Annotated in this window: 19 protein-coding genes, 1 tRNA gene and 1 pseudogene; 14 read left to right on the top strand and 7 right to left on the bottom strand. The window is 50.7% G+C overall.

The annotated features are described in order from the left end of the window. Positions 1–5: 5 nt before the first annotated feature. Positions 6–905 carry a hypochlorite stress DNA-binding transcriptional regulator HypT gene (gene hypT / locus IG609_RS13295; protein ID WP_193398949.1) on the bottom strand — a complete coding sequence of 300 codons (900 nt, stop codon included), beginning with the start codon at positions 903–905 and terminating at the stop codon, positions 6–8. 222 nt (positions 906–1,127) lie between these two features. On the opposite strand from hypT, the gene cuyB reads away from it, so the two are divergent. Beyond that, the gene (gene cuyB / locus IG609_RS13300; RefSeq protein ID WP_193398950.1) at positions 1,128–1,844 is read left to right on the top strand and encodes a cysteate racemase; all 717 of its coding nucleotides are present in this window, start codon (positions 1,128–1,130) and stop codon (positions 1,842–1,844) included. A gap of 75 nt (positions 1,845–1,919) precedes the next feature. Here the strand turns inward: cuyB and IG609_RS13305 are convergent, their stop codons facing one another. Continuing rightward, positions 1,920–2,735: a MetQ/NlpA family lipoprotein gene (locus IG609_RS13305; RefSeq protein ID WP_193398951.1), complete on the bottom strand. Its 816-nt coding sequence runs from the start codon at positions 2,733–2,735 to the stop codon at positions 1,920–1,922. Positions 2,736–3,164: 429 nt separating this feature from the next. On the opposite strand from IG609_RS13305, the gene IG609_RS13310 reads away from it, so the two are divergent. From IG609_RS13310 to IG609_RS13355, 10 genes are all read left to right on the top strand, one after another. Continuing rightward, positions 3,165–3,794 (top strand): response regulator transcription factor, encoded by a 630-nt coding sequence (locus tag IG609_RS13310; protein WP_010285873.1) that lies wholly within the window; start codon positions 3,165–3,167, stop codon positions 3,792–3,794. A 3-nt stretch (positions 3,795–3,797) separates the two neighbouring features. Next, on the top strand, positions 3,798–5,372 hold the full coding sequence (locus tag IG609_RS13315) for an MASE1 domain-containing sensor histidine kinase (protein ID WP_193398952.1): 1,575 nt from the start codon (positions 3,798–3,800) through the stop codon (positions 5,370–5,372). Between the two features lie 89 nt (positions 5,373–5,461). Beyond that, positions 5,462–6,802, top strand: coding sequence for an MFS transporter family glucose-6-phosphate receptor UhpC (gene uhpC, locus IG609_RS13320; protein ID WP_193398953.1), 1,341 nt, complete (start codon positions 5,462–5,464; stop codon positions 6,800–6,802). Positions 6,803–6,838: 36 nt separating this feature from the next. Further along, positions 6,839–7,873, top strand: coding sequence for an ABC transporter substrate-binding protein (locus IG609_RS13325; protein WP_193398954.1), 1,035 nt, complete (start codon positions 6,839–6,841; stop codon positions 7,871–7,873). Between the two features lie 180 nt (positions 7,874–8,053). Beyond that, the gene (locus tag IG609_RS13330) at positions 8,054–10,132 is read left to right on the top strand and encodes an ABC transporter permease (protein WP_193398955.1); all 2,079 of its coding nucleotides are present in this window, start codon (positions 8,054–8,056) and stop codon (positions 10,130–10,132) included. Between the two features lie 5 nt (positions 10,133–10,137). After that, the gene (fbpC, locus tag IG609_RS13335) at positions 10,138–11,196 is read left to right on the top strand and encodes a ferric ABC transporter ATP-binding protein (protein WP_174435808.1); all 1,059 of its coding nucleotides are present in this window, start codon (positions 10,138–10,140) and stop codon (positions 11,194–11,196) included. Positions 11,197–11,396: 200 nt separating this feature from the next. Continuing rightward, positions 11,397–12,473 (top strand): LacI family DNA-binding transcriptional regulator, encoded by a 1,077-nt coding sequence (locus IG609_RS13340; RefSeq protein WP_048257271.1) that lies wholly within the window; start codon positions 11,397–11,399, stop codon positions 12,471–12,473. 345 nt (positions 12,474–12,818) lie between these two features. Then, the gene (locus tag IG609_RS13345; RefSeq protein ID WP_193398956.1) at positions 12,819–15,950 is read left to right on the top strand and encodes a beta-galactosidase; all 3,132 of its coding nucleotides are present in this window, start codon (positions 12,819–12,821) and stop codon (positions 15,948–15,950) included. Between the two features lie 136 nt (positions 15,951–16,086). Then, positions 16,087–17,349: an MFS transporter gene (locus IG609_RS13350; RefSeq protein ID WP_193398957.1), complete on the top strand. Its 1,263-nt coding sequence runs from the start codon at positions 16,087–16,089 to the stop codon at positions 17,347–17,349. Between the two features lie 142 nt (positions 17,350–17,491). After that, a tRNA-Asn gene (locus tag IG609_RS13355) sits at positions 17,492–17,567 on the top strand. Between the two features lie 275 nt (positions 17,568–17,842). Here the strand turns inward: IG609_RS13355 and IG609_RS13360 are convergent. The 4 genes and pseudogenes from IG609_RS13360 to IG609_RS13375 all read right to left on the bottom strand — a co-directional run bounded on the left by IG609_RS13360 (position 17,843) and on the right by IG609_RS13375 (position 21,126). Then, positions 17,843–18,862 (bottom strand): NADP-dependent oxidoreductase, encoded by a 1,020-nt coding sequence (locus tag IG609_RS13360; protein ID WP_193398958.1) that lies wholly within the window; start codon positions 18,860–18,862, stop codon positions 17,843–17,845. 7 nt (positions 18,863–18,869) lie between these two features. Then, positions 18,870–19,013 (bottom strand): annotated as a pseudogene (locus tag IG609_RS13365) (oxidoreductase); the annotation flags it as partial. Positions 19,014–19,176: 163 nt separating this feature from the next. After that, a complete protein-coding gene (locus IG609_RS13370; RefSeq protein ID WP_193400877.1) occupies positions 19,177–19,959 on the bottom strand; it encodes an SDR family NAD(P)-dependent oxidoreductase in 783 nt (260 codons plus the stop codon). 75 nt (positions 19,960–20,034) lie between these two features. Continuing rightward, positions 20,035–21,126, bottom strand: a complete 1,092-nt coding sequence (locus IG609_RS13375; protein ID WP_193400879.1) for an alkene reductase — start codon at positions 21,124–21,126, stop codon at positions 20,035–20,037. A 137-nt stretch (positions 21,127–21,263) separates the two neighbouring features. On the opposite strand from IG609_RS13375, the gene IG609_RS13380 reads away from it, so the two are divergent. Beyond that, on the top strand, positions 21,264–21,830 hold the full coding sequence (locus IG609_RS13380) for a TetR/AcrR family transcriptional regulator (protein ID WP_193400881.1): 567 nt from the start codon (positions 21,264–21,266) through the stop codon (positions 21,828–21,830). 235 nt (positions 21,831–22,065) lie between these two features. Here the strand turns inward: IG609_RS13380 and IG609_RS13385 are convergent, their stop codons facing one another. Further along, complete coding sequence (locus tag IG609_RS13385; RefSeq protein WP_193398962.1) at positions 22,066–22,656, bottom strand: flavin reductase family protein; 591 nt, start codon at positions 22,654–22,656, stop codon at positions 22,066–22,068. Between the two features lie 381 nt (positions 22,657–23,037). Between IG609_RS13385 and IG609_RS13390 the strand changes: the two genes are divergently transcribed. Beyond that, positions 23,038–23,370: a TehB family protein gene (locus tag IG609_RS13390; RefSeq protein ID WP_193400883.1), complete on the top strand. Its 333-nt coding sequence runs from the start codon at positions 23,038–23,040 to the stop codon at positions 23,368–23,370. A gap of 10 nt (positions 23,371–23,380) precedes the next feature. Beyond that, a complete protein-coding gene (locus IG609_RS13395) occupies positions 23,381–23,719 on the top strand; it encodes a DUF1869 domain-containing protein (protein ID WP_193398964.1) in 339 nt (112 codons plus the stop codon). The last annotated feature ends 431 nt before the right edge of the window (positions 23,720–24,150 follow it).

Here is a 24,150-nt window from a genome sequence, read left to right on the forward strand (position 1 = left end):
GACGCTTAGAGTCCAGATTCCGATGACAGCCCTTTCATGTAGCGCCAGAATTTCTCAGAAGCCACATTCAACCGCGCATCGAGGCGATACAGATAAACCCCCATGCGGATCACGGCATTTTCCATGCTCAGGATCGCCAGCTCTTTGTTTTTTAGCTCTTCCTGAATGGAATAATCCGGCAGCCAGGCAATACCATAACCTTTCTTCGTCATACGCTTGAGCAAGTCACTCATGGAAGAAACAAAATTGACCGTAAACTTATCGCTGTCGACGCTAGATAAGTAGCGGCTGACCTGACGCCCCATGTAGCTCGTCTCGGTATAGTTGAGTAGCGGCACCGATGAGGCGCTGACATCAAACAGTGGCTTCCCTGTGCTATCACACGCGCAGACCGGATAAAGCCGAGACTCCAGTATCTTCTCATGCATGAAGGGCTCCCCCATCAGATCCTCATTGTAGAATGAGAAAATGAAGTCACTGCGCCCTTCCTTGAGATTCAGCACCGCCTCATCGACATCGATCGATTCGACATAGAAGATTTTTTCCTGCGGATCCGGTACGTCTTTTAACAATTCCGGCATGATGAATACCGACAGCGAATGCGCCGCCGCGATGGTGATCTTATTCTTGTAATTATCCCCACCGTGCAGCTTATTGAGCTGATACTCCAAATCGTCCAGCGTATTGCGGATATAAGCGTGGAACACCCGTCCCTGCTCGGTTAACTGTAGTGGCAGCGCACTACGGTCAAAAATATCAAAGCCAACCGCCGCTTCCAGCGCCTGAATTCGCCGACTAAATGAGGACTGAGAAATATTGCGCTTCTCAGCAGCTAGCGTAAAGCTCCGGTGCTCTTCCAGTACGATAAAATCATACAGCCACTTGGTTTCGATATTGTTCAGCATCGTCCCTCACTCAAAACGCTCCGCGCCCTGTTTTCGCGCTCTATACCAACGTTCTGCATCGCCAACAAAGATACTTTCCACCGAAGGCCGTTAAACCCAGTAAAAGCATAGAGATGCCAATTGTTATGCAAATCATACATAGCAGATGGGAATTTAGCAATTCACATTGCCCAGCAGTGTGCGATTATCCTTTTAATTTCATAATGCTACAGGGTTAACAGCATGAACAGTCTCGTGGGAATTCTTGGCGGTATGGGGCCGGGTGCTACCGTTGATGCGATGCAAAAGCTGATCAAAAACACGCCAGCGTATCGGGATCAAGACCATATTCCGATGATTGCGGTTTCTATTCCTGATATCCCAGACAGAACACAATGCATTCTCCAGCACAGCGCGTCGCCGCTGGATAAGATGCTGCAATATATGAGAATTCTCGAAAACGCGGGCGCTGAATGCATCATTATTCCGTGCAATACCGCGCACTATTGGTTTAATGACTTAAAACAGCAGTGCCGTGCAGAAATGATCAGCATTATTGATGTGACCTGTCAGGCGATTAAGCATGCCAACACCACACGCGTCGGCCTATTGGCGACGACGGCGACGGTGAAAGCAAGAATTTATCAGGACAATCTGACTACCGATAATATTGAGTGCTACACGCCGGATGATGCAGACCAACACCAGGTAATGGAAAGCATCTACGCGTATAAATCCGGTGATATCGCCAGAGCCTATAGCCTATTGTCACCGGTAAAAGATCGCCTGTTACAGGCTGGCGTTGAGAAAATTATTCTGGGTTGTACCGAGCTTCCTCTAATTCTGGAGCAGGAAGTCAAAACGTCACCACAGCACTATGTCGATGCGACGGAAGAGTTAATTAAGAAAACGGTTGAGTGGTATTTTACCCACAGTCCGAGAAATGATATCGCCGCCTGATTCGCCGTTTCCGACAGATAATGGGTCCGGTGAAATATCTACCGGACCCGATTCAAAACGGAAAAAACAGTGTCATTACCAGCCTTTTACCGCACCACCATTAAAAATACGGTTCGCAGCCTGTTCAACTTCATCAGACTGATAGGCTTGAATAAACTTTTTGACGTTTTCCGCCTCTTTATTATTTTCACGCGTCACAATGATATTCACATACGGTGATTCTTTATCTTCAATAAAAATACCGTCTTTCGTTGGCGTTAAGCCCGTTTGCTGAATATAGGTCGTACTAATAATGGCTACCGTCACTTGCGGATCGTCTAACAAATGCGGCAACTGTGCCCCTTCCACTTCCATAATACGCAGATTATGCGGATTCGTCGTGATATCCAGCACCGTCGGTAATAACCCCGTGTCAGGCTTTAGAGTAATTAATCCGGTCTTTTGCAGTAGCAGCAACGCTCGCCCCAAATTGGTAGGGTCGAAAGGAATCGCAATGGTATCGCCATCTTTCAGATCATTGATATTTTTAATTTTCTTCGAATAACCTGCCATCGGGAAAACGAAGGTATTTCCTACCGCCACCAGCTTATAACCGTGTTCACGGTTTTGCTGTTCGAGGAAAGGACGATGCTGAAAGACGTTCGCATCCAGATCGCTTTTATCCGTCGCCTCGTTCGGCAAGAGTGAACCGCTGAACCCTACCAGCTCAACCTCCAGACCATACTTTTCTTTTGCCACTTTCTTCGCGACGTCGGCAACGTCTTGTTCCGCACCGTTAATCACACCGACTTTAATGTGGTTGGCAGAATTGCTTGCGCTATCGCATGCCGTCAACGCCATCGCCGCCGTGACCATTCCCGCCACCAGCGCTATACGCCATTTATTCATCATTCTGGTTTACCTGATATCGTAACTGTATCGATTTAAAGAGAAAAACAGTAACGCCCCATAATTCACCGAGTCAAATAACTCTGCGTTCTATGAATATGCATTTCATCATTTGGTCAATAAAGAGTGATATATATCCTAAATAATTCGAGTTGCGTGAAGGCGGCAACCGCACGAATCCCCAGGAGCTTACACAAGTAAGTGACTGGGGTGACAAATCTGCCGGGAGCAGATTTGAACGCTGCTTGCAGCGGCCCTTTAGGGCGAGGCCCACGACGGGCCGAGTATTTAAGGGCAGCCAACGCACAAGCAGCTTGAAGTATGACGGATATATCTGTTAAGCCGATTCCATTTTACCTATCTGCTATTGCTCGCCTCTGCATTCCCCCGCATTATGACGTTTTGATGACTTTGCATTCACACGGCGAAACCATGATTAATGTGGCTTTGGTTGACGATCACATCGTTGTACGGTCTGGCTTTGCACAGCTTCTGACGTTAGAAAATGATATTCAGGTTGTTGGACAATATGCTTCGGCGGCGCAGGCGTGGCCCCATCTACTCAAACAGCCGATTGATGTTGCCGTGATTGATATCGCCATGCCGGATGAAAGCGGCCTGTCGCTATTAACCCGTCTGCGTCAGCAGCGTCCTAATTTTCGCGCCATTATTCTGAGCATCTATGACACCACCGCATTTGTACAAAGCGCACTGGATGCGGGTGCAGGCGGCTATCTCACGAAGCGCTGTGGCCCGGAAGAGTTAGTGCAGGCGGTTCGCGTAGTCAGCAGCGGCGGTCTTTACCTCTGCGCCGATGCACTGCATGCCATTCGCCATCAGCAGCAGCCACCGAAAGAGCTGCTGGCGCTGACCCCGCGCGAGCGGGAAATATTCAGCCTGCTAATCAACGGGATTAGCGTCAAAAGCATCGCTGAACAGCTTGAGCTCAGCCATAAGACGGTTCACGTTCACCGTGCCAATATTCTCAGTAAATTACAGTGTGAATCCACAGTAGAGCTGGTGCACTTTGCACTGCAACACCAATTGCTGGCTGGGAAGTAAATCATGCGTCGCCTGCACGTCATCGGCATGACGCTGTTTCTGGCCTTTTTCTATAGCCTGATTTGGCTGGCGCTGTGGACCATCAGTTTCTATTTGAGCAACAACGGCCAGCAGGCAGCGTTGCTGTTACCGCAAGGGCTGCGGCTGGCGTTGATGATTTTGCTGCCTAGAAAGTACTGGCCGACCTTACTGCTTGCGGAAATCGCCATCCAGAGCTGGCTTATTAGCGAGCAGCTCATAACGCGTTCGCTGCTGCTACTTTCTCCGTTCCTCAGCCTGATTCCGGCCATCATCACGCATAAAATCTGGCATCGCTATACGCTTTATTGGCAGCGACTTCTGCTATTGCTGGCCGCGCTGACGTTCAATACCGTTCTGCACGGCATCGCTATCGGCCCTTGGTTACACTCGCAGCTGACACAAACGCTGCTGGCCACGTTTACCGGCGGCGTCCTGCTGATCCCGTTCACCTATCTGCTGTACGAATACATCAAGCAGCAGCACTTGCAGACGTTGCTGGCACAAGAGATCCCCGATCCGCCGCTGCGTACCTCGCTGCTGATTTGGTGCTCGCTGTTTTTTTCTATCGGCGTTTGCCTGCAAATGACGTTCACACCTGAGATGGAACGCCTGCTGCTGATTTTCGTTTTTCTGCCTAACGTGGTCATGGCGTATAAATTCGGCTGGCAAGGCGGCGTGCTCTCCGCCGTACTCGGCAGTCTGATGATTGCCGTCACGCGTCAGGTGAGCGGAGCCTTCGACGATCTGCGTGAACTGGAACTCTTTCTCTCTACACAGGCGCTGCTCGGCATTGGGCTGGGGATCGCGATCAGCCGTCAGCAACAGCTGGCACAGCGGCTCCAGCGCTATCGTCATCAGTTGGAGCAGGAGCTGAAAACTCGGCGGCGACTCATGGAGCGCATCATCCACACCGAAGAGGCCGTACGCAAAGACATCGCGCGCGAGCTGCACGATGACATCGGTCAAAACATCACTGCCATTCAGATTCAGGCCATGCTGGTGAAACACAGCGCACCGGCCGAGGCGGCTCAGCATGCCGCCGGACAAATCAGCGAGCTGTCGCGGCGCATCCACCACACCACCCGCCAGCTTCTGCGCCAGTTGCGCCCGCCGGTGCTGGATGAAATGGTGTTGGATAAAGCGCTACATCATCTGGCGGATGAATTTGCCTTCTCGGCTCGCGGTATCCAGTTTCAGCTAGATTATCAGCTCCCCACGCCTCCGCATGATGACGTCGTGGTTTTCACCCTTTACCGGCTGGTGCAGGAACTGCTTAACAACATCAACAAGCACGCCAGCGCTACGCAGATTACGGTTCGGCTTTCCCAACAGGCTGACCTGATTACGCTCGACGTTATTGATAACGGTGTAGGCATCGCACAAGACAGATCGCATCCGACAGGCGGTGGCTTTGGCCTGCGGGGCATCGAGGAACGCGTACAGGCGTTGGGCGGTAACTGGTTGGTAAACGCTGCCACCCTTAGCGAATCTGCCACGCTGCGTGGCACGCACATAATTGTTAACTTGCCCACAAAATTTAAACAAAAAGACGATTAGCTAGGAATTATTCCTAGCCACCTAAAACCTTGTCTCATCCTTTTTAATTCACATCCCTCTACTCTTCTCTCAACGCGACGGAGAACCCTATGCAGGCACCCATGTTTTCTACGGGACAGGACTCAACGGGACAGCTTTCACCCACACAAATCAGCCAGCGTTATCGCTACTGGCGACCACGGTTGCTGATTTCTATGGTCATCGGGTACGCCACGTTTTACCTGACGCGTAAAAGCATCAACTTCGTCATGCCAGTGATGCAGTTGGAATTAGGGTTAAGCAAAGGCGATATCGGTCTGTTGGGGACGCTGTTTTATCTCTGTTACGGCGCATCCAAGTTTATTTCTGGCATCGTGTGCGATCGCAGTCAGGTGCGCTGGTTTATGGGTGTCGGGCTGATGATTACTGGCGTGCTGAATATTCTGTTTATGTACTGCCAGTCGCTCACGGGTTTGCTGATTGTTTGGGCGCTGAATGGGTTCTTTCAAGGCTGGGGGTGGCCGCCTTGCGCCAGACTGCTGAGCAGTTGGTATTCGCGCAATGAACGCGGCCTCTGGTGGGGATGCTGGAATACGTCGATCAACATCGGCGGTGCGGCGGTTCCCCTGCTGGCCGGCTATCTGGCCTCCGAATGGGGATGGCAGGCGGCACTGCTGGTGCCGGGCATCATCGGCATTGTGATTGGTCTGTGGCTGTGCTGGCAACTGTGCGATAAACCGCAACAACAGGGATTGCCCAGCGTTGGCGAGTGGCGGCGCGATGCGCTGGAGCTTCGTCAGGAGCAGCAAAGCCCGCCGATGCCAATGCGCCAGATTCTGCGCGATGCGATTTTGCGTAACCGTACCATCTGGCTACTCGGGTTTTCCTACATTCTGGTGTACCTGATTCGCATCGCACTGAATGACTGGGGGAACATCTGGCTGTCGGAGAGCCACGGCTTCAACCTCCTCAGCGCGAACGCCACGCTGTCACTGTTTGAACTGGGCGGATTAATGGGGGCTCTGTTTGCAGGTTGGGGGTCGGACCTGCTGTTTCGTGGTCAACGCGCACCGATGATTTTGCTGTTTGCATTAGGGCTGTTTTTAACCATGACCGCGCTGTGGTTAGCACCGATTCACCACTATTCACTACTCGCGGCCTGTTTCTTCAGTATCGGTTTTTTTGTTTTTGGACCACAGATGTTGATCGGTCTGGCTGCGACGGAATACAGCCATAAGGATGCCGCAGGCACGGTGACAGGTTTTCTGGCGTTATTTGCCTATCTGGGGGCAGCGCTGGCGGGCTGGCCGCTGGCACAGGTGCTGCAACACTACGGATGGTCGGGATTTTTTACTCTGCTGGCGTTGGCTTCAGCCTGCATCGGACTGTTACTGATGCCGCTGCTGATGGCAGGTGTCAGCCGCCGGGAACGTTTGATGACATCAAAATAGCAATAACAACAGATAGATACCTATAAGGAAAACATCATGAAACTGAGTACCTTAACTACCCTCATCGCCGCTGGACTGACCGTTGCTGCCGTTACCACCACCACCGCTCGGGCGGAAGGTCGCTTGGTCATTTACTGTAGCGCCACGAACGCCTTCTGCGAGGAAGAAGCAAAGGCCTTCGGTGAAAAATACGACGTTAAAACCTCCTTTATCCGCAACGGTTCCGGCAGCACGCTGGCGAAAGTCGATGCAGAGAAGAAAAACCCCCAGGCTGACGTCTGGTACGGCGGCACGCTGGATCCGCAATCTCAAGCGGGCGAAATGGATCTGCTGGAACCCTATCAGTCTAAAAACCTTGAGCAGATCATGCCGCAGTTCCGCGATCCCGCCAAACGTAAAGGCAACTACTCGTCAGCCGTTTACGTCGGCATTCTCGGCTTCGGCGTCAACACCGATCGCCTGAAAGAGAAAAACCTGCCCGTTCCACAGTGCTGGAAAGATCTGACCAACCCAGTCTACAAAGGCGAAATCCAGATTGCCGATCCACAAAGTTCCGGTACGGCCTATACCGCACTGGCGACCTTCTCCCAACTGTGGGGTCAGGATCAGGCCTTTGATTACCTGAAAAAACTGAATGCTAACGTGTCGCAGTACACCAAATCCGGTATTGCCCCAGCACGTAACGCTGCACGTGGCGAAACGGCTATCGGCATCGGCTTCCTGCATGACTACTCGCTGGAAAAAGAGAAAGGCGCCCCGCTGACGCTGATCTCCCCGTGTGAAGGTACTGGCTATGAAATTGGCGGCGTCAGCATCCTGAAAGGCGCGCGCAATATGGATAACGCCAAGCTGTTCGTTGACTGGGCGCTGTCAAAAGAAGCACAGGAACTCTCCTGGAAGAAAGGCCAGTCCTATCAGATTCTGACCAACACCACCGCCGAAGCTTCTCCGCTGTCTCTGAAGTTGCAGGATCTGAAACTGATCAACTACGACATGGACAAATACGGTGCAGCAGACGTGCGTAAAGAGCTAATTTCCAAGTGGGTTAACGAAGTCAAAATGGGCCAATAATCTCGATTCATTGACCTTTATTGATTGCAAAAACAACGGGAACACAGCGCTAAGCTCGCATTTTGCTTAACGCCGTGTTCTCAGCATCGCTAATTAACCATTACTCAATATTATTCACCGCTTAATACCTGTGACGATTCAATCTTATAAAACAACGCTATAAAGCACCAGGGAACCATCATGTCACACACACTAACTCTTTCACCGACGCCTAAGCGGGATCCCGTTTTCCTGTGGCTGGCGCTGATTGCAGCAACCTTTTTGCTGCTGCCAGCGTGGAGCCTGGATTACGGCCTGCTGGATGCCTCACGCGATGAACTGCTGGCAGCCTACAGCTGGTCGAACCTGAATATCAGTCTGCTGTGGTTCCTGCTCCCAGTCGGGTTGCTGGCACGTCCGCTGCTGACACCCGGTCGGGAACAGCGTGGCCGCCACCGCTTTGATGCGGCTTACGCGTTATTCTGTGCTCTTTTCGTGGTCATCAGTGCCACGGTTGAAGGACGCGGAATGGGCTATGGCACTATTGTGCTGTTTGTCGCGCTGAGTGCGATTATTACGCTGGCGCTCTCTAGGCTGGACTGGCTGGGTGGCGATCGCTTCGTCATCGGCTCGCTCATCAGCATCATCGCGCTGATTGGCGTCTTTATCCTTTACCCTAGCATCGCCATCTTCATCCCGATGTTCACCAACGATAGCGGTGAGTTCGCACCGTTGGCGTTTATGCAGGTTTTGGGTCAGACGCACATTTTACGGGTGATCTGGAACTCATTCCTGCTGTCGGTTGCTGTCGGTATCGGCTGTACGTTCTTCGGTATGGTGCTGGCGATCTACACCTCGCGTATTGCCCGCCGCTCCGCGATTATCGGCCGCATTTTCTCCATTCTGCCTATCGTTACGCCACCGTTTGTTGTCGGATTAGGCGTGACGCTGATGATGGGCCGCTCCGGTTACATGACCGAGCTGATGGTGGATTGGTTCGGGTTGACGAACACCAACTGGTTGTACGGTTTTACCGGCATCTGGCTGGCACAGGTACTCGCCTTCACGCCAATGTCATTTATGATTCTGGAAGGCGCGATGAAGACCATTCATCCATCGCTGGAAGAAGCGTCGTACACCCTGCGTGCTAACCGTTATCAAACCTTTCAGCGGGTTTTCCTGCCCTTACTGAAACCGGCGCTCGCCAACTCGTTCCTGATCGTGATCGTCCAGTCGCTGGCCGATTTCAGTAACCCACTGGTGCTGGGCGGTAACTTCGACGTACTCGCTACGCAGATTTACTTCTACATCACTGGCGCACAGCTGGATTACCAGGCAGCCAGTACGCTCGGCGTTGTCCTACTGGTGTTCTCACTGGCCGTGTTCTGCGTGCAATATCTGTGGATCGGTAAACGCTCCTACGTCACGATTTCCGGTAAATCCTCTCGGGGTGATGTGCAGCCGCTACCTGTTTCGCTGGTGTGGATCGTCAGCATCCTGCTTTATGTCTGGATTGCCTTTAACGTCCTGCTGTACGGCAGCATTTTCTACGGCAGCTTTACCGTTAACTGGGGCGTGGATTACACCCTGACGCTGGCAAACTTCAGCAAGCTGTTCGGGCAAGGCTTTAGCGACGGTGCCTGGCCTTCCCTGCTGGATACGCTGTTGTTCGCAGGTATCGCAGCACCGATTACGGCACTGTTCGGGCTACTTATCGCCTACATCGTGGTGCGCCAGCAGTTCTACGGCAAGAAGGCTATCGAGTTCACCACCATGCTGTGCTTTGCGGTGCCGGGCACCGTTGCCGGTGTGTCTTACATTCTGGCCTTTAACAGCGCGCCGGTTTACTTAACGGGAACGGCGGTGATTGTCATCATGTCGATGGTGATGCGTAACGTGCCGGTTGGTATCCGTGCGGGTATTGCCGGACTGGGGCAGTTGGATAAATCACTGGACGAAGCGTCACTCAGCCTGCGTGCAGGTTCGATGCGCACGGTGTTTTATATTCTGCTCCCGCTGCTGCGTCCGGCCATTCTGTCCGCACTGATTTACAGCTTCGTGCGCGCCATTACCACCGTCAGCGCCATTATCTTTCTGGTTACACCAGATACTCGCGTCGCCACGTCTTACATTCTTAACCGCGTGGAAGACGGTGAATACGGTATGGCGATTGCCTATGGTTCCATCCTGATTGTGGTCATGCTGGCCATTATTTTCCTGTTCGATTATCTGGTCGGTGAAGCGCGGATTTCCCGCACGAAAGCCAAGAATAATGCCTAAGCGGAGTGATTACCTTGAATACTGAAAAAAGCTTTGTCGAACTGAAGCACATCACTAAACGCTTCGGCAACAACACCGTCATTGATGACTTGAATCTGGCGATCCCACAGGGAAAAATGGTCACGCTTCTGGGGCCGTCTGGCTGCGGTAAAACCACGGTACTGCGGGCCGTTGCCGGTCTGGAAAAGCCGACAGAAGGCCAGATTTTCATTGATGGCGAAGACGTCACCGAGCGCTCCATTCAACAGCGCGATATCTGCATGGTGTTCCAGTCTTACGCTCTCTTCCCGCATATGTCGCTGGGGGAAAACATCGGTTACGGGCTGAAAATGCTCGGTCGTCCGAAGGCAGAAATCAATCAGCGTGTAAAAGAAGCGCTGGCGCTGGTTGACCTGGCAGGATTTGAAGATCGCTACGTCGACCAGATTTCTGGTGGACAGCAGCAGCGTGTCGCTCTGGCGCGTGCGCTGATCCTCAAACCTAAAGTTCTGCTATTCGATGAGCCGCTGAGTAACCTTGATGCTAACCTGCGCCGCAGCATGCGTGAGAAAATCCGTGAGCTTCAGCAGCAGTTCAACATCACCTCGCTGTATGTTACGCACGATCAGAGCGAAGCCTTCGCAGTATCCGACATGGTTCTCGTGATGAACAAAGGCAAAATCATGCAGTTGGGTGCGCCGCAGGAGCTTTATCGCCAGCCGGCTTCCCGCTTCATGGCCAGCTTTATGGGAGATGCCAACATTTTCCCTGCCACCTTCACGGCAGACAGCGTGAATATCTACGGCTACCTCATTCCGCGTCCGCAGGGCTTTGCCGCCGGCTTAAGCGAATCGACCGTCGGTATTCGCCCGGAAGCCATTACGCTCAGCCATCAGGGTGACGAAAGCCAGCGCTGCACCATCACGCAGGTCGCCTACATGGGACCGCAGTACGAAGTGCAGGTGGACTGGCACGGTCAGTCGATGCTGTTGCAAGTTAACGCAACCCAGCTTCAGCCGAATCCGGGCGACAGCTACTATCTGCAAATCCACCCTTACGGCATGTTTGTGTTGTCCGAGCAGTAAACATCAAGTAACCCTCCCTCAAACCGGGAGCACTTACTCCCGGTTTTACTTTTTACAAACATCTAAAAACGCCTACGAACGTCAGCTTCTCTTCGGTCTATTTTGATTGTGTCGGAATACATACGCCTGTTACGGATTCCCTGTGCAATTTGTTATGATGATGCTCTTTTATGCATGGAATCACGCACGGAATCGCCGCGATGAAACAGAAACCCATAACCTTAAACGATGTCGCCGAGTACGCTGGGGTTTCCTATCAGACGGTTTCCCGTGTGCTGAACCAAGCGCCTCATGTTTCATCCCGTACTCGCAGTAAAGTAGAACAGGCGATGGCAGCGCTTAACTACACGCCTAATCGCGTTGCACAGCAGTTGGCAGGAAAAACCATCACCACGCTGGGGCTGGTCACTACCGATCTGTCACTGCACGCGCCTTCACAAATTGCCGCAGCGATTAAGACCACCGCCAGCCAGCTAGGGATTAACATCGTGATGTCCATGCTGAGCAGTCCGGATGTCAACACCTGCAATAATGCCGTTAACGACCTGCTTTCTCAGCGTGTCAGCGGCGTTATCGTGAATGTTCCGCTATCCACGGATGACGTCGCCCACATTAGCCAGACCTGTGCCGACACACCCGTCCTGTTTATGGATGCCGATCCGCATACCGACATACTCAACGTCATGTTCGACCCCGATCACGGTGCACGTTTAGCCATCACGCATCTGGTACAGCTGGGGCATCAACACATCGCCCTGTTGACCGGACCAATGACGTCGATCTCCGCCCGTCTGCGTTATGAAGGCTGGCTAGCCGAGCTGGAAAAACAGCAGCTCACCCCCGCTTCCGTGCTACACGGTGACTGGAGCGCCGCATCCGGTTACCACCAGACGCTGGCCCTGCTGGGAGAATCCCTGCGCGTCTCCGCCATTGTTGTCGCGAACGATCAAATGGCGCTTGGCGTCTTGCGTGCGCTGCACGAGTATGGCCTGCGCGTCCCAGAGCAGATGTCAGTGATCGGTTTTGACGATACTCAGGACAGCGCCTATTACACTCCGCCACTGACAACCATTCGCCAGGATTTCAGGCTATTAGGTAAAGAAGGCGTCACTCGTTTGCTCGCCACGCTGCGCGATCCTACCCAGAGCACATCACTGCTGTTACCCACAGAACTGATCGTACGCCATAGCACCGCCGTACATTCATCAACCCATGCCTCCCTGCAAGAACTCACCAAAAACCTGTTGGACATTACACGCCAGCTACAAAGGCTGTAACTCTTTATGTTTGTAACCCTTTATGTTTGTAACCCCTTACACGACTTGTAACCCTTTACACAGCAGCACCTTTTTCACCATCGATGCAAAACCCTAACAAAATAAGATGATAAACAATAAGTTATTTATCATCTCTCGTTAATTTATTGCGTAGCGCTTTCCAAATCCGATGTATGGCCACTCATTTTACAAACGATCTTTGTGATCGCTTCCACTTTATTGTCACGTTCCACTTTACTCGCTCTAACGAGTCGATATGTTATGAACAATAGAGATTGTGAGCGGATAACAATTTAACTATCCAATCACAGAAACAGACTCAAGACGTTCAGGAGCCAAGCCATCATGAGCGATACCGTTTTACCGTATCCAGCACGCCATCGCGCCACACTGCAAGAGATCCTTGCCCGGCGTGATTGGGAAAATCCAGCCTGTACTCACTATCAGCGGCTTCCCGCTCACCCACCGTTCAACAGCTGGCGCAGCGTGGCTGCAGCACAGCAAGATGAGCCGTCTCAGCGGCTTCGCTGCCTGAATGGTGAATGGACGTTTAGTTATTTCACCCACCCAGAAGCCGTACCGGAAAGCTGGTTACAGCAGGATCTGCCTGATTCAGACACCATTCCGGTGCCTGCCAATTGGCAGCTACAGGGCTATGACACCCCGATTTACACCAACGTAAAATACCCGATCCCCGTCAACCCACCCTATGTACCAGAAGACAACCCTACAGGTTGTTATTCGCTCACTTTTAAGGTCAACCACGACTGGATCAGTCGCGGACAAACCCGGATTATTTTTGATGGCGTTAACTCTGCGTTTTATCTCTGGTGTAACGGCCACTGGGTGGGATATTCACAGGATAGTCGCCTGCCTGCGGAGTTTGATATCGGCCGCTATCTGACAACCGGCGAGAATCGGCTGGCGGTGATGGTGCTACGCTGGTCTGACGGCAGCTATCTGGAAGATCAGGATATGTGGCGTATGAGCGGTATTTTCCGCGACGTTACACTTCTGCACAAACCGACGATCCACCTTAGCGATATCCAACTCACTACGCCGCTCAGCGCCGATTTCCGCCACGGCACGCTGGATATTCAGGTGAAGGCAACGCTCTCTGAAGCTGAGGCCAAAAACCATCGCATCCACGTACAGCTTTGGCGCGGTAATAGACTCATCGGCGACACGCGGCAGGCGTTCGGCAGCAATATTGTCGATGAACGCGGTGCCTATCATGACAAATCTTTTCTCCGCATCGACGTGCCACAGCCCGACCTGTGGAGCGCCGAACTGCCGCACCTGTATCGCGCTGTTATCGCACTGGAAACGGCAGAAGGTGAGCTAGTCGAAGCGGAAGCCTATGATGTCGGTTTCAGAAAAGTTGAAATCCGCAGCGGCCTGCTGCTGCTGAACGGTCAACCGCTGCTGATCCGCGGGGTTAACCGTCACGAACACCATCCGCAGCACGGTCAGGTCATGGATGAAGACACAATGCGGCGCGATATTATGCTGATGAAGCAGCATAACTTTAACGCCGTACGCTGCTCACATTATCCCAACCATCCGCTGTGGTATCGACTGTGCGATCGCTACGGTCTCTATGTTGTGGATGAAGCGAACATTGAGACGCACGGCATGCAGCCGATGAATCGTCTGTCGGACGATCCCGTCTGGCTGCCAGCCTACAGCGAACGTGTATCAAGGATGGTGCAGCGCGACCGCAATCATCCCAGCATCATTATCTGGTCATTGGGGAACGAATCCGGCTACGGCGCAAACCATGATGCGCTCTACCAGTGGATCAAACGCCACGATCCGACTCGCCCTGTGCATTATGAAGGCGGTGGCGCGAATAGCCGTGCGACCGACATTGTTTGCCCAATGTACGCTCGCGTTGATGAAGATCAGCCCTTCCCCAGCGTCCCCAAATGGTCGATCACCAAATGGGTCAGCATGCCAGACGAGCATCGGCCCCTCATCCTCTGCGAGTATGCACACGCGATGGGCAACAGTCTGGGAGGATTCGCGCGCTATTGGCAGGCATTCCGCCAATATCCTCGGTTACAGGGCGGATTTATCTGGGACTGGGTCGATCAGGCACTGACCCGCCGCGACGAACAAGGGAATGCCTATTGGGCGTACGGCGGAGATTTTGGCGACATGCCTAACGATCGCCAGTTCTGTCTGGACGGCTTGGTTTTTCCCGATCGCACCCCACATCCCAGTCTGTATGAAGCACAGCGGGCACAGCAGCACATTCAATTCGCCTGGCAGGCTGAGTCGCCGTGTGAGCTGCGCGTCACCAGTGAATACCTATTTCGCCATACGGACAATGAGCAGTTGAACTGGTGCATTACGCTGAATGATAAAACGCTCGCAGAAGGTTCGCTGCCGCTGACGCTCGCTCCGCAGACTACCCAAACACTGACGCTGCTGGAAGCCCTTCCCACAGTCGATAGCGCAGGAGAGCTTTGGCTCAATGTTGAAGTCGTACAGCCGAAAGCCACCGCCTGGTCAGAAGCTAATCACCGCTGTGCCTGGGATCAGTGGCAACTTCCTGCACCGCTTCATCTTCCAGAGACACCGAGTTCTGGACAGAAGAAACCACCCGTTCTGCAATCGTCCGATGCGTACTTTGACATTATTCAGGGCGAACAGCATTGGCGCTTTAACCGCCAGAGCGGCTGGCTGGAACAGTGGTGGACGGCGGATGCCCCAACGCTGTTAACCCCTTTGCAGGATCTGTTTATTCGGGCACCGCTGGATAACGACATCGGTATCAGCGAGGTCGATCGCATCGATCCACGCGCCTGGGCCGAACGTTGGAAATCGGCCGGACTTTATCAATTGCAGACGCAGTGTGTTGCGATTCAGGCTGACCAACTCACCGATGCCGTGCACATTGTCACCGAGCACGTCTTCCTCCATGCCGGACAGATCCTATTGCGGAGTAAAAAGCACTGGCAGATTGATGCACATGGCGTGGTGACCGTGGATGTCGATGTTGATGCCGCTACGGTGCTGCCGTCACTGGCCAGAGTAGGCTTGAGCTGCCAGTTAGCCGACGTCGCGCCTCAGGTCAGTTGGGTCGGGCTTGGACCACATGAAAATTACCCAGACCGACAGCTCGCGGCACAGCATGGGCACTGGAATCTGCCGCTGGATGACCTCCACACACCTTATATTTTCCCAACGGAAAACGGGCTGCGCTGCAATACACGCACGCTGACCTATGGCAAATGGACTATCACCGGAAACTTCCACTTTGGGTTAAGCCGCTACGGACTAACACAATTAATGACGTGCACTCACCACCACTTATTAGAAAAGGAAAAAGGCGTTTGGCTCAATCTGGATGGCTTCCACATGGGAATTGGCGGCGATGACTCTTGGAGCCCTAGCGTTCATCGCGATGATTTACTCACAGCGACGCATTATCACTATCGCATCGCCATGCAACATCACCAGCCATATTGATATGAAAAAACAGTATTAAAAAAATAACGAAAGAGAGCGGTTATTACCGCCTCTTTCCACCCTGTTTATATCCAGCAAGTATCTATCCGACGTCAAAATAAACGTTGCGGATATTATGCATATCGGAGAAAATAACATGTACTACCTACATAATAAGAATTTCTGGATATTCGGCCTGTTTTTCTTTTTCTATTTCTTCATCATGGGGGCTTACTTCCCCTTCTTCCCTATTTGGCTTCATGATATTAACCAAATAAGTAAAAGCGATACAGGTATTATCTTCGCTTGTATTTCCTTTTTCGCCCTATTATTTCAACCCATATTTGGTTTGCTCTCCGATAAATTAGGGTTGAGAAAACACCTGCTATGGCTTATTACCATAATGCTGGTGTTTTTTGCTCCGTTCTTCATTTATGTTTTCGGCCCATTACTAAAATACAATATCGTTTTAGGTTCTATCGTCGGCGGGATGTACCTGGGATTCATCAACAACGGCGGTGCACCGGCCATTGAAGCATATATCGAGAAAGTCAGCCGCCGTAGCCAGTTTGAATTTGGCCGTGCGCGTCTGTTCGGCTGTCTCGGCTGGGCGCTCTGTGCGTCTATCGTCGGTATTATGTTTACCATCAATAACCAGTTTGTTTTCTGGCTGGGTTCCGGTTGCGCCGTCATCCTCGCCATCCTGTTGCTGCTGGCAAAACCAGAGGCCTCCTCCAGCGCTCTCGTTGCCGATCAGGTAGGCTCCAACCAGAAACCGTTCAACCTAAAAATGGCAGCCGAACTGCTAAAAGAACGCAAAATCTGGTTCCTGACGCTCTATGTCGTCGGCGTGTCGTGCACCTACGATGTGTTCGATCAGCAGTTTGCCAACTTCTTCACCTCGTTTTTCGAGACCCGACAGGAAGGAACACGAGTATTTGGCTACGTCACCACGCTGGGTGAATTACTTAATGCCAGCATCATGTTTTTTGCCCCGCTGATTGTGAACCGTATCGGTGGTAAAAACGCCCTGCTCATTGCTGGGACGATTATGTCCGTGCGCATTATTGGTTCGGCCTTTGCCAGTTCCGTGCTGGAAGTGATTGTACTGAAAACGCTGCACATGTTTGAGGTGCCGTTCCTGATTGTCGGCTGCTTCAAATACATTACTACGGTCTTTGAAGTCCGTTTTTCCGCGACAATTTATCTGGTGTGCTTCTGCTTCTTTAAACAGGTATCCATCATCTTCATGTCGATCTTTGCTGGCAATATGTATGACAGCATCGGTTTTCATGGCACTTACCTGATTTTAGGCGGCATTGCCCTTTCCTTTACAGCGATCGCCCTATTTACGCTGTCAGGAAAAGGGCCACTGTATGCTTTTTCCGATAAACAGAAAGCGCCGCTGAATACACTCTAACGATGCCAAGGCGCGATAAAATGCCGGTATTTGCCAAAAATATCGGCAGATTGCACATTCTCTCACCGAACAGTGCGATTTTGTGGTTTACGCCTTTGACATGCGCGACACGCGCCGTTATCATGCGCCCCGTTCACACAATTCCTCTGTAGTTCAGTCGGTAGAACGGCGGACTGTTAATCCGTATGTCACTGGTTCGAGTCCAGTCAGAGGAGCCAATTTAGAAAATCCCGCTTAAGAAAACTTAAGCGGGATTTTTATTTTTATCCATTTATTCAATATCTTCACGTGAAAATCCTTCCCGATGCTTTTTCAGTTTTCCCCTTCGCATCGGGAAAATGTGGTGGTCAGATTTGGGGTCTTTCCGGTTCGATAATGAAGTGACCCTCTACTGTCTCTTAACGACTCAAAAATCCGCAACGTAAAACCTTCTGATAACGCCTTAAGAGTCTCAGATCCATAGCATGATGACTTCATTGTTAACGGAAAGAAGCTACCCCTGCATCTTGATGACAACTTTTCCCTTTGCATGCCCTTGGGCAAGGTAGGTAAGTGCATCTTTTGTTTCAGTAAAAGAAAACACCTTGTCGACCACTGGCTTGATCTGTTCCGTTTCAAGGAGTTTGCCAATTTGGGTAAGTTGGGCACCATCAGGTCGAACGAAATGGAATGTGTAGGCAGTGCCCCGCTTTTTCGAAAGGCGCATAATCTTTCGGCTCATCAGCCAGAAAACGAAAGTCAGAAAAAAGTTTAATCGCCGAGCCCGTGCGAACCCGGCATCTAACGGCCCGATGAGAGAAACAATTATGCCTCCAGGCTTAAGCGTGTTGATGGATTTTTCAATCGCGTCACCTCTGAGAGTGCCAAGTACAATATCGTAGCCACTCAATACGTTTTCGAAGTCTTGCTTTTTATAGTCAACCACGTCATCTGCACCAAGATGACTTACCCATTCGACGTTGCCTGTACTCGTGGTCGTTCCCACCGTTGCGCCAAGGTGTTTCGATAGTTGGATGGCAAAGGTACCAATGCCCCCCGAACCTGCTGGGATAAAAACCTTCTGACCAGGCCGGAGTTTGGCACGCTCGATCAGTGCCTGCCAGGATGTGAGGCTCACCATTGGGAGCGAAGCCGCCTGCACAAAATCCAGGTTTGCTGGTTTCATGGCCGCCGCATTCTCAGGCACTACGGCAAATTCGGCGAGAGAGCCCGTTCCCCTATCGAAAATGCTGGCAAAAATTTCATCGCCTGGCGCAAAACGAGTCACACTGCTCCCTACTGCGATGACAACACCAGACAGGTCACTGCCCAATGTCGCAGGAAGCGTAAAATGCAGAACTGGCTTAAATATTCCGGTAGGGATCATGTTGTCGATAGGGTTTAGCCCCACAGCGTACACGTTAACCAAGATTTCATCAGCGTTGAGCGAAGGATAATCTACGTCATCGAATCCCAATTCAGGATGCTTACCATAACGTTTAAACGTGAAAGCTTTCATCGTCTTATTATTCATTTTTTATTTATCCTGTCGTATCAAGCTGAAGACTATTACGCAAAACTTTGTCCAGAAACTTTGCGAGCGCAAATCTAAGCAAAAAATTCAACTGACCTGCCAATTTCCCCGCCGTGTAGCGTAACTTAGGCTGTGAACTCTGAGCCGCTTGATTTGTTAGCCGATGCCTCGCAAATTCCTGATGAGGCGCCCGTAATAAGCACTACACGTTTATTTGTGATGCTGGAATAAGACCTTCATTTGCGGTTTGGAGTTATCATCTGCAGAACAGCCGAAAAACGGTTATCGGCGTTCTGCAGAGTGCGACTCATTGATTAAAGGACTTTGTATCGTTCTGCGGCTTCATCTTGTTTGATGTCTGAAAGCAGAACCTGACGCGAAGCATCAAGAGTGTCCCAACGTGCAGCATTATGTAACGGCGGGATAGTGACGAGTTCACGGCGATCAAAGCCCACCAGTGCGGCATCCACTAACTCGCCCACTTCCATGAATTTTGGAGAATTACTGATGTCGATACCTGCACGGTCCCAGATTTCCGTATAAGTACCGGCAGGAAGTACCGCCTGGATATAAATGCCCTTAGATGACAGCTCTACATTCATTCCCTGAGACAGGAAAAGCACAAAGGCTTTGGTTGCGCCATAAACCGTCATGGCAAATTCCGGTGCCAGGCCAACAATGGAACTGATGTTGACGATCGATCCCTCACCCGCTTGCACAAGCCGTGGAGCCATTGCACTCGCCAGTCTGGTCAGAGCGGTGACGTTAAGCGCAATAAGACGCGCTATCGAATCAGGCGTCTGCTCGGTGAAGCTGCCCGACTGCGCGATACCCGCGTTATTGATAAGAATGCCAATCTGCGCGTCTTCCCGCAGGCGAGCTTCGACCACGGCTAAATCACTCGTTTGCGTAAGGTCAGCAGGCAACACATCGACAGAAATGCCATTTTCCTGACGCAGACGATCGGCAAGTGTCTCTAACTTTGCTTTGTCGCGGGCAACCAGAACAAGGTCGTGTCCCCTGCGAGCAAACCGTTCAGCGTAAACTGCACCAATACCCGTGGATGCGCCTGTAATGAGAACTGAAGCTTTAGTCATAAGTTGATCTTCTCTATTAATGTGTAAACAGAATCCGCAATGTGCGATGCAGGTAGAACAGTGACACTCACAGATTTACTTGCTGGCCTCGGCAAGCGACGGATAATCTGTGTACCCTTGGGCGCCACCGCCATAAAGTGTTTCAGGATTGAGTGAGGCCAGAGGCGCCCCCATCTTCAGCCTTTCGACCAGATCAGGATTGGAGATGAACGGACGACCAAACGCGAACAGGTCGGCTTTGCCTTCAGAGAGGTGAGTTGAAGCCAACGTCAGGTCATAGCCGTTATTGCCAATGTAGGTATTTTTAAAGCGTCGACGCAGAGAATCGTAATCAAACGGTACTGCATCACGCGGGCCGCCCGTAGCGCCTTCAACGACGTGGAGATACACGATGCCTAATGCATTGAGTTGATCAGCGACGTAGTCATATTGTGGTTGCGGATCGCTGCAAGAAATCGCATTCACAGGGGAAACCGGTGAAATGCGCACACCCGTGCGATCTGCACCAATCTCCTCTTTAACGGCCGCCGTGACTTCTAACAGCAGGCGCGCACGATTCTCGACAGAGCCGCCGTACTCATCCGTACGCTGATTGGCACCGTCTTTAAGGAACTGTTCCAGCAGGTAACCATTCGCACCATGAATCTCAACACCATCAAATCCAGCGGCAATCGCGTTGGCTGCTGCCTTCCTGAAATCGTCGATAATGCGCTTTATTTCTCCCAGTTCGAGCGCACGTGGCTCAGAGACGTCCGAGAATCCATTGTTCACAAACGTTTTAGTCTCGGCGCGAATGGCAGACGGAGCGACCGGCGCAGCACCACCAGGTTGTAAATCGACATGGGATATACGCCCTACGTGCCATAGCTGTACGAAGATATGTCCGCCTTTGGCATGAACCGCGTCAGTCACTTTACGCCAACCTTCAATTTGCGCTGGCGTGTAGATCCCTGGGGTATCTTGATAGCCCTGCGCTTGTGCGGAGATCTGCGTAGCTTCAGTAATCAACAGGCCGGCTGTGGCACGCTGCGCGTAATACGTTGCTGCCAGTTCGCTGGGCACCAGATCTTTTCCGGCACGATTACGTGTTAACGGTGCCATCACGATGTGGTTGGTGAGCGTTATTGGCCCAAGGCTATAGGGTTGGAATAATTGTTGGTTCGTCATGCTTGTTCCCTTGATAGTGATTTGTGAAACGCCAGATATAATGATGATGATCGCAATCTAAAAAGTCAAACGGTTTGATTACGATCATCATCAATGTATACTTATGACATAAATTTTTAAGAGAGGACTCTAAAGCGATGAAAGTTTCAAAAGAGCAGGTTCGCGAAAATCGAATGCGTATTGTTGAGACGGCCTCGGTGCTGTTTCGTGAGCGGGGGTATGACGGCGTGGGTATAGCGGAACTCATGTCAGCCGCAGGTTTAACACACGGCGGATTTTACAAACACTTTAGCTCCAAGGCAGATTTGATGTCGGAGGCGATGAGCTACGGTTTTTCGCATTCGATAGAAAATACTGTGGGTGTCGATATGGCGAGTTTTGTAGCGCAATATCTCTCTCGCAAGCATCGTGATTCAATGGGAAATGGCTGTGTGATGTCAGCGCTTAGTGTGGATTCAGCACGCCAGTCAGCATCAATTAAGGAAAGTTTCGCAGTTGGAATTGAGAATCAGTTGGCTGCATTAGAAAGCGAGAATGGGTCGGGAGACGACGTACGTGCCGAAAGAATTAGCGCTCTTGCTCACCTTGTTGGCGCTCTGGTGTTGTCACGTGCCTGCCCAGATGATTCCGCCCTAGCCGATGAGATTCTAGCGGTTTGCCGCTCACGTATTCTCAGCCAGGAAGCACGATTTTCCAGCAAGTGACTGTGTTCACTGGACACCACCAGTGTCGGACGCTGGATTTTCCAGGGAAATACATCTCACCAGTCGTTTAGAATGTGATCGAACAGAACATGTTGAAGCGCTGCCATATCCGATGGCACAAATTCTTCGGCAAGTTTGTGTGAGTTTTCAAACGCTGGCGCATCGAAAAAAGAGTGGAGCGGATCTTAGACGGGGTCGTATTTCAGGGAAGAATGATACCGCTCTCTCAATAAGATTAATGGTTGTATTTAAAATTAAAACCTAATGCGTCACCCGTGGTGTCGTATTCGCGGAAGTTGTAAATCAGAGGCTTCCATTTTGACGAGTCGACGACATCATTTTCCCCTAATAGCTCGCTATCCACCCAGACATTAGCAATATCCAGTTCGACAAGAATAAAACGGCCTTTGTCCGTCGTACTGACGGTTTTACATTCCGCCTGAATAGGACATTCAATCACCCGAGGCGGCGTGATATCGGTAGAGGCTTCGGTATGAAGGCCGACCTTGGAGAATTTATCGTGGCAGACCTGAACGCCCCATTTAATCTGACCTTCAGACAGCGTATCGCTCCCGGTCAACTTACCCAGTTCTTCAACTTTCTCCCAGAGTTTGTAATCCGGAATATTGATGACAACATCGGATCCGGATAATAAATTACTGTAGGTTTTACTTCCTTTCGTGACACCAATAATAATTTTATCACCGAGAGAAATTGACGAAGATATAGAAGCAACATTGACCTCTCCGTTGCTATTATCAATCGTCGTAACAAGGAAAACAGGGAAACCATAATAAAATGAACTGAGTTTTACGTTCTTTTTCATTTGAGTTAAAACCTCACTATAGAGTAGCGTTATATTTTCTCATTTTTACTCTTTTGATTTATTTTTAACAATAACTCTAATTGAGTAGCGGTAAGGTGAATTTATTCAATTCAACATCCCTAATAAGTAGACCATCAAAAAATAACTTAATGTAACTATTCCTTGATGTTAGTTTTCGTTTCAATCCATCGGTGAAGAAAAATAACCGATATGAGAAACGTTGAACCCTGATAATACGGCGTTTCTGCGAGATGTTGCGGCATTGTAAAAAATTAATTAGCAGAAAATAATTCACAAACATTAAAAGAGGTATATGATATGCACTATATGGTTTTTTCCTTCCCGCCTGCAATTTGGCTGGGTAAAGCATGAGGTTTAAACATGGAACGAATTGTTATACCAGCGAATTATGTTCATACCCGTACAACACCTTTCTGGACAAAAGAAACAGCCCCAGCGTCTATCTGGAAGCGCCATTTGGATGCAGGGACGCGGCAAGGCGTCTACCCACGCTTGTGCGTGATGCAAGGGACAATTCGTTATTATGGTTATGCCGATGGGACAAGCCCTGAGCCCGTCGAAACGCTGACTATTGAAGCCGGACAATTTGGTGTATTCCCGCCAGAAAAATGGCACAGAATCGAAGCGTTATCTGATGATGCGCTATTTAACGTAGATTTTTATGTCGATCCAAAAATTTTGATAGAAGGTTGAGGTAAACATAATGACAAGTGAAAATAAAGGCTATTCATTAACACTATTGAATCGAGAAAATAATAAAAAAGCAGAAAAAGTTTATCTTAAACCGATGGCTTTTTATGTACCCGATTTTGCCGCAGGCGCAGTGGTAGAATTACTCAACGAGCTGTCTTCAACCAGCGAAAATAACAAAGGTTTTCTGCTGACGGTTACGAATAATAATAACGGCGTGTCCGTTGATAAAGTTCTCTCCACGGTCGAAGAATTAAAAGACAAGACGATTTCGGCTGACGCAGTAAAAGAGTTGGTTAATATCGTACGTGGCTACGATGCGGATGAAGATACTAACGTCTGCGGCTGGTAAGACCGTATAGACTCGCCATACGTCAAGTTGACTATGTATCGATGTTCCGCCGCGCGGATTATTTAAGCGTTACCTTTCGTACCCCTACTCATTTAAAAAACAGGCGTTGGATGTCTTCTGACTTAACAAGCGCCCCTGTACCTTACCTGTGCTATATACAATCAAAGGAAACAAACTTGGCGAGTTTATCTCGTTCTGTTTTCGATAATCGGTTAAAAAGCACCCTATTTTATGCAACATGCCTGAGATTCATCGGCGCTGTCAGCGCTACCCCCTCCATTCTGCTATTGCCATCACACTTACCCATTAAGGCTGCACGATCTGTTTGACTTTCCCGCGTACGAGGACTTACAACAACAGCACAGGCGTGTAACTAGTTTTCTAGGCAAGACCTGAAGCTCTCCCACTCAACATCATGGGAAGTGCTTCAG

The organism is Pectobacterium quasiaquaticum, from assembly GCF_014946775.2.
In the GTDB taxonomy this organism is placed as follows: Bacteria; Pseudomonadota; Gammaproteobacteria; order Enterobacterales; family Enterobacteriaceae; genus Pectobacterium; species Pectobacterium aquaticum.

What these genes read in the sequence shown, in the direction of transcription:
- IG609_RS13330 (WP_193398955.1), top strand. Translation starts at nt 8,054, where the DNA reads ATGTCACACACACTAACTCTTTCACCGACGCCTAAGCGGGATCCCGTT.
- IG609_RS13345 (WP_193398956.1), top strand. Translation starts at nt 12,819, where the DNA reads ATGAGCGATACCGTTTTACCGTATCCAGCACGCCATCGCGCCACACTG.
- IG609_RS13390 (WP_193400883.1), top strand. Translation starts at nt 23,038, where the DNA reads ATGGAACGAATTGTTATACCAGCGAATTATGTTCATACCCGTACAACA.
- IG609_RS13305 (WP_193398951.1), bottom strand. Translation starts at nt 2,735, where the DNA reads ATGATGAATAAATGGCGTATAGCGCTGGTGGCGGGAATGGTCACGGCG.
- IG609_RS13375 (WP_193400879.1), bottom strand. Translation starts at nt 21,126, where the DNA reads ATGACGAACCAACAATTATTCCAACCCTATAGCCTTGGGCCAATAACG.
- IG609_RS13385 (WP_193398962.1), bottom strand. Translation starts at nt 22,656, where the DNA reads ATGAAAAAGAACGTAAAACTCAGTTCATTTTATTATGGTTTCCCTGTT.
- IG609_RS13370 (WP_193400877.1), bottom strand. Translation starts at nt 19,959, where the DNA reads ATGACTAAAGCTTCAGTTCTCATTACAGGCGCATCCACGGGTATTGGT.
- IG609_RS13380 (WP_193400881.1), top strand. Translation starts at nt 21,264, where the DNA reads ATGAAAGTTTCAAAAGAGCAGGTTCGCGAAAATCGAATGCGTATTGTT.
- IG609_RS13315 (WP_193398952.1), top strand. Translation starts at nt 3,798, where the DNA reads ATGCGTCGCCTGCACGTCATCGGCATGACGCTGTTTCTGGCCTTTTTC.
- IG609_RS13310 (WP_010285873.1), top strand. Translation starts at nt 3,165, where the DNA reads ATGATTAATGTGGCTTTGGTTGACGATCACATCGTTGTACGGTCTGGC.
- uhpC (WP_193398953.1), top strand. Translation starts at nt 5,462, where the DNA reads ATGCAGGCACCCATGTTTTCTACGGGACAGGACTCAACGGGACAGCTT.
- IG609_RS13360 (WP_193398958.1), bottom strand. Translation starts at nt 18,862, where the DNA reads ATGAATAATAAGACGATGAAAGCTTTCACGTTTAAACGTTATGGTAAG.
- IG609_RS13325 (WP_193398954.1), top strand. Translation starts at nt 6,839, where the DNA reads ATGAAACTGAGTACCTTAACTACCCTCATCGCCGCTGGACTGACCGTT.
- cuyB (WP_193398950.1), top strand. Translation starts at nt 1,128, where the DNA reads ATGAACAGTCTCGTGGGAATTCTTGGCGGTATGGGGCCGGGTGCTACC.
- hypT (WP_193398949.1), bottom strand. Translation starts at nt 905, where the DNA reads ATGCTGAACAATATCGAAACCAAGTGGCTGTATGATTTTATCGTACTG.
- IG609_RS13395 (WP_193398964.1), top strand. Translation starts at nt 23,381, where the DNA reads ATGACAAGTGAAAATAAAGGCTATTCATTAACACTATTGAATCGAGAA.
- IG609_RS13340 (WP_048257271.1), top strand. Translation starts at nt 11,397, where the DNA reads ATGAAACAGAAACCCATAACCTTAAACGATGTCGCCGAGTACGCTGGG.
- IG609_RS13350 (WP_193398957.1), top strand. Translation starts at nt 16,087, where the DNA reads ATGTACTACCTACATAATAAGAATTTCTGGATATTCGGCCTGTTTTTC.